Source organism: Rhodothermales bacterium (assembly GCA_013002345.1).
GTDB lineage: Bacteria > Bacteroidota > Rhodothermia > Rhodothermales > JABDKH01 > JABDKH01.
Genome location: JABDKH010000149.1, coordinates 1 through 4826 on the forward strand (window position 1 = coordinate 1; position 4826 = coordinate 4826).

The following is a 4826-nucleotide window of genomic DNA, read 5'->3' on the forward strand; positions in this document are numbered from 1 at the left end:
GTACCCGTGACTCCGTCCGCCTCTCGAATGAGATCACGGACAGTTCGAACGGCGGCGCCGATCTCATAACGTCCCGGTTGATACACGTCACCGGCAACCGACACAGCATTTTCCACAAGATCCACGATCGAAAAGAGATTGACGCGATCGCCGTCCTGTAGCGTGACCGTCTCCTCGCCGCGGATCACCCGCTCCAGACTGAAATCGAGCAACTCACGTGCGATGGAAGGATCACGGCGTCGATCGAACGGGATGATACGATCGACCTGGAATCGCTTCGTGTAGGCATCGGGCAACAGGCCGCCGGCGTACGCAAGCAACTCCGCCATCCCTTCGCCCTCGCGCAGTTCGTAAATGGCGGGCCGGTAGACATCGCCCTCTATCGAGACGGTGACCTCACGCGGCGGGATGAAAATGAAGTCGTTGCTCTGAAGTCTGATGGGATTCTTGTCGTACCCCTTGAGCAGGTAGTTGTAGATATCAACCGTGCCAAGGACGCGCCCACCGCGAACGACCTGAACCGAGCGAAGGGATCCGCTCGTCAGTGGGCCACCGACGCTGTAGAGGACGTTGAACGGAGTCGAATTCGAACTCACCGTATATCCGCCCGGTTGCGCGACCTCACCGAGCACGAACACCTGGACGGGGCGCAGCCTCGTGAGTGTGAGGTCCATGAAAACACTGGGCGGATCGCTCGTGAGCCCCGCATAGGACCTCGACAGCGAGTTCCGCATGTCCTGTCGGAGACTTTCCAGTCGGCGACCGGCAACGGTCAGTTGACCTACGTTCGGGATGAAGACGCGGCCTTCCCGGTCGACCGTGATATCGTACTGGAATTCAGCGGCGCCCCAGACGCTCAGCCGAAGCTCGTCGGCAGGCCCTACGATGTAGCCGTCATCGACCGGTCCGACGGAACTAGGCTCAAAGGCCTGCGGGACGTTCTCGAAGAGGCTGTATCCGAAGTACTTGATCTTCTGCTCACGGCCGTAGTCTTCCAGCGGCGTGTCGACGTCGCGCTCCGCGGCCTGCCTGAGCTTCGCCAGCTCATCCGCGTCAGCATCAGCAACGTCCTGGTCCACCAGCACCAACGTATCCACGATCGCGGGAAGCGTTATGGCCGGCTCGGGTACGGTTTCAACGTCACTCACGGCACGAAGCAGCCGCTGGATGGTCGCTTCCGGTATCCCGAGCTCGCGGGCTCGCTGTGCTGCCTGTGCAGGATTGTCCAGGTCGATGCCCATGCGGGCCGCCTGCTCGCGGGCTTGCTCCTCCGTCATTCCTCGCTGCCGCAACTCTCGCTGAACGTCGGCCGGTACCTCCTGGGCGCGGGACTGCGGAACGAGCAGAATGGATGTGAGAACTAGGAGGAGTGCCGTGATGAGAGGCCTGTGGTGTGGACTCTTCTTCAATGCGTGCGGGGTCATGATGTAAATCCTGGAACCTGCTACTGCGCGGGATGACACATCCGGGGCGAAGCCTTCGGGGTCAACGGGTCGCTTGGGGGCCGGTTGAGTCGTCGTCCATCGGCAGAAGGTGGTTTCTTCGGACTCCGGCTCACCGGATTTAAGGAAGTTAACTATCCTGCCTATTCTTTTTCACTTCCGAACAAAAATCTAACGCCCCGACGGTCACCGGATTGCGGACGGGAACGTACCTTACGAGAGCTTTTAAATGCACCCAACCTTCCGTCTGCCCACATTGTGAAGCATTCCCCGGTCCGTACCCGGTTCTTTCGGGCAATCCTGTTCGTCTTCATTCTCGTGCTAGCCGGACCTGTCACGTCCCGTGCGCAGATCGATGTGGCCGTATACGGCGAACGAATGGCCGGGGAAGACCTGTATGGAGTCGGAGGCGCCGTCATGCTGCCAATCAAAGGGTATACCTTCGATATCGCGCTTGGCGGCAATTACTTCTTCGCGCCATCGGACACGACATCCCCGTGGATGGTCAACCTGGACACCCACCTCAATCTATTCACGTATCGTTTCCTGAGGCCCTACTACGGTGTGGGACTGAATTACTACAATCGTGACGGCGATCGGGTCGGAGTGAACCTCAAGTTCGGCGTATACATGCGACTGCGGGATTGGCTCGTTCCCTACGTGCAGTACACGTATCGGACGATTCCGTCGATCGAGCATTCCTACATGCAGGTGGGAGCGCGAATCATTCCGAGGTCCCGATAGCACTCGCAGCAGGAGGAAATGGATATCGAGACGTACTACCGACATCCGACGGCACGGCTGGGCGCCGGTACCGAGATCGGCCGGTATTGCGTCGTTTCAGAAGATGTCGAAATTGGGCCAGGTTGTCTGATTGGCCACCACGTGGTCGTACACGCCGGCGCGCGGATCGGCTCAAACGTTCGCATTGACGACCACGCGGTTATTGGCAAACAGCCCATGCGTGCGCCCAACAGCGCAGTGACAAAGGTCGGCTCGCAGCCCGCACCGGTAGTCGGAAGCGACTGCATTGTCGGGACCGGCGTCGTCCTGTATGCCGGATCGATGATCGGGAACGGCGTCCTCGTGGCCGATTTTGCGACGATCCGAGAACGTGTCCGCGTAGGCGACTTCACCATCGTGGGTCGCGGCGTATCCATTGAAAACGACTGCATTGTCGGGCGGTACTGCAAACTGGAGACCAACGTCTACCTTGCCGCCTATTCGGAAGTCGAAGATCGTTGCTTCATTGCTCCGGGCGTTTTGACGAGCAACGACAACTTCATTGGACGAACCAAGGAGCGTTTCAAGCACTTCAAAGGCGTGACTGTGCGGAGGGGTGGTCGCATCGGAGTCGGAGCGGTCGTACTGCCGGGCAAGGAAGTCGGTCCGGACAGCGTCGTGGCGGCAGGAGCCGTCCTGACGAAGGATGCGGAAGGAGACAAAGTATACACGGGCGTACCCGCACGGAAGTCAGGTGACGTGCCGGACGAGCAGAAGCTCGACAATCAGGGCTGGGAAGACTAGCCGTATCGAGGCGAGGTAGTGAGCATGGATATCCAGATGGTGGACCTGCGAGGTCAGTATCTGAGGATCAAAGACGAGATTGACGAGGCCGTGCAGGAGGTCCTGGACGGCGCGCAGTTTATCAGGGGCCCCCTGGTAGGCGAGTTTGAGTGCGAGCTGGCAGGTCATCTGGGCGGTAAGTATGCGCTGGGCGTTGGCAACGGCACCGATGCGCTACAGATCGCCATGATGGCACTTGGCGTCGCTCCGGGCGATGAGGTGATCACGACGGCATTCACGTTCGTAGCGACGGCCGAAGCCGCCGCCCTGCTCGGAGCCGTTCCGGTGTTCGCCGACATCGATCCCGAATCCTTCAATATCGACCCGAGTGCTATCGAAGATCTCATCACGCCTCGCACCAGAGCGATCGTTCCGGTCCACCTCTTCGGCCAGCCCGCCGACCTGGATCCGATCATGGAAATCGCCGATCGCCATGGCCTCCCGGTGATCGAGGATAATGCGCAGGGCGTCGGAGCCGCGTACAAAGGCCGCGCAACCGGATACATCGGTACCATGGGGACCCTGTCGTTCTTCCCGTCGAAAAACCTCGGCGCGTATGGCGACGGCGGCGCAATAACGACGAATGACGAGGCCCTGTACGAGGCCGCACGGAAGGTGGCCAATCACGGTGGCACGCGTAAGTACCACAACGAGATTGTTGGCGTCAACAGCCGACTCGATACGTTGCAGGCGGCCATCTTGCTCGTCAAACTTCGCCACCTCGAAGCGTTTTCCGTGGCGCGAAGAGCGGCTGCGGACCGGTACGACGAGTTGCTCGCGGACGTTGAAGGCGTTACGATTCCACACCGCGTCCCGGAGTCCAGTCATGTGTTTCATCAGTACACCATCCGCGTGTCGCCCGACGTGCCGGAAGGCCGAGATGGGCTCGCTGCCCACCTGAAGTCAGCGGGCATTCCTCACGCGGTGTACTATCCGACGGCGCTCCATCAGTTACCCGTATTCAAAGATGGTCACGCGGCGTGCCGCATCGGCGAAATGACCCATACCGAGACTGCCGCGCAAGAAGTCATCTCTTTGCCGATGCATACGGAACTCACCGGGGCGCAACAAGGTCGCGTCGTTGACGCGATCGCTGAGTTCGTTCAGACAGGTCAGGAGGCCGGAGCATGACGGATGGTGAGCACGGTGTGGATCGAGTCGTCCGCATTGGACAGGTCGGAGTCGGGTACTGGGGCAAGAATCTTCTGCGCAACTTCAGTCGGCTGCCGTCGGCGGAAGTGGTGAGCGCGTGCGACCAACGTGAAGCAATTCTGCAATCCGTTGCGGCCGGTTATGCCGGCATGCAGACAACCAGTGACTTCGACGCGTTGCTGCAGGACGACAGTATCGAGGCCATTGTCGTAGCGACGGAAACTCCAACGCACGCAGAACTGGCCGAGAAGGCTCTTCTTGCCGGCAAACATGTTTTCGTTGAAAAGCCTCTGGCGCAATCGGTTGCGGACGCGCGTCGTCTCGTCGAACTGTCGGAGGAAAGAGGTCTGGTGCTGATGGTCGGCCATCTGCTCATCTATCATCCGGCCTTTCGTTACGTAGATGCGCTGATCGAGACGGGAGGTCTCGGCGACGTGTACTACCTGTACAGCTCGCGTGTAAATCTTGGGGTCATCCGGCAGAAAGAGAACGCTCTTGAAAGTCTCGCTCCACATGATCTGGCTGTGTCACTCCGATTTCTGAAGCGCCGTCCTGTGGCCGTTGCGGCGCAGGGCCAGGCCTACTTGCAGCCTGGCGTTGAGGATGTCGCGTTCGCAACCGTCTTCTTCGAGGACGGAAGGATCGCGCATCTCCATACCAGCTGGC

The 4826-nt window shown here is 59.8% G+C and carries 5 protein-coding genes; 4 read left to right on the forward strand and 1 reads right to left on the reverse strand.

What is annotated here, in order from left to right; translation table 11 throughout:
• On the reverse strand, positions 1-1424 hold a 1424-nt coding region (locus tag HKN37_07580), incomplete at its 3' end, for a sugar transporter (GenBank protein ID NNE46505.1).
• Positions 1425-1700: 276 nt separating this feature from the next.
• Here HKN37_07580 and HKN37_07585 point away from each other — a divergent pair.
• The 4 genes from HKN37_07585 to HKN37_07600 form a co-directional block, all read left to right on the forward strand.
• Positions 1701-2186 carry a hypothetical protein gene (locus HKN37_07585; protein ID NNE46506.1) on the forward strand — a complete coding sequence of 162 codons (486 nt, stop codon included), beginning with the start codon at positions 1701-1703 and terminating at the stop codon, positions 2184-2186.
• 18 nt (positions 2187-2204) lie between these two features.
• Positions 2205-2969, forward strand: coding sequence for an N-acetyltransferase (locus HKN37_07590; protein NNE46507.1), 765 nt, complete (start codon positions 2205-2207; stop codon positions 2967-2969).
• 24 nt (positions 2970-2993) lie between these two features.
• Entirely contained in the window at positions 2994-4139 is a 1146-nt protein-coding gene (locus tag HKN37_07595) for a DegT/DnrJ/EryC1/StrS family aminotransferase (GenBank protein NNE46508.1), read from the forward strand.
• Positions 4136-4826, forward strand: a 691-nt coding sequence (locus HKN37_07600; GenBank protein ID NNE46509.1) for a Gfo/Idh/MocA family oxidoreductase, incomplete at its 3' end; no start/stop codon positions are given. The genes HKN37_07595 and HKN37_07600, both read left to right, overlap by 4 nt.